This is a genomic window from Vibrio sp. 1069 (assembly GCF_033340555.1).
Genome location: NZ_JAWOWP010000904.1, coordinates 1 through 528 on the forward strand (window position 1 = coordinate 1; position 528 = coordinate 528).

General features: G+C 48.7%; 1 pseudogene. It reads right to left on the minus strand.

The window, feature by feature from the left end:
* Positions 1 to 528, minus strand: a pseudogene (locus R7040_RS29730) (histidine kinase); the annotation flags it as partial.

Sequence of the window (528 nt, forward strand, 5' to 3'; positions counted from 1 at the left end):
GCTCGCGCTAAATCACGCGCCAACTCTTTAGGCAACCCATAATATTTTTCGAAATGACGACCGCGCTTTCTCGCTTCACTAGACGATACTTTTTGCCCTTGCAGCAAACCAAAATCAAAGAACTGACTCGCCTCTGGATGCACTTCTTCAAGCAGCGTCATAATGACGGATTCTAAACGCTCCGATTTACTGCTGACCACACCAATCGCATTGTTAAGTTCGTGTGCGATACCTGCGGCTAACTGACCGAGTGTTGTCATTTGCTCTGCGGTGTGGAGCTTTTGCAGCGCCTTTTCTTTTGCTATCGCTTCTTGCATCGCGCGGCGCTGACGGCGAGACAACTCATTCACCATTACGGGCATAAACTGTGTGGTTAATGGCCCGTAAGTTTCTTCTTCAACGGCTGGCGTATCGCGTTCTATCCACGCAAGTTCTACATCGGTTTGTGCAATCACCGTAGATGAGGCAGTCCATGTTCCTGAAAAAAAACTGTGCACTCCAATAAATGCCCCTTGAGAGGCGGAGAAT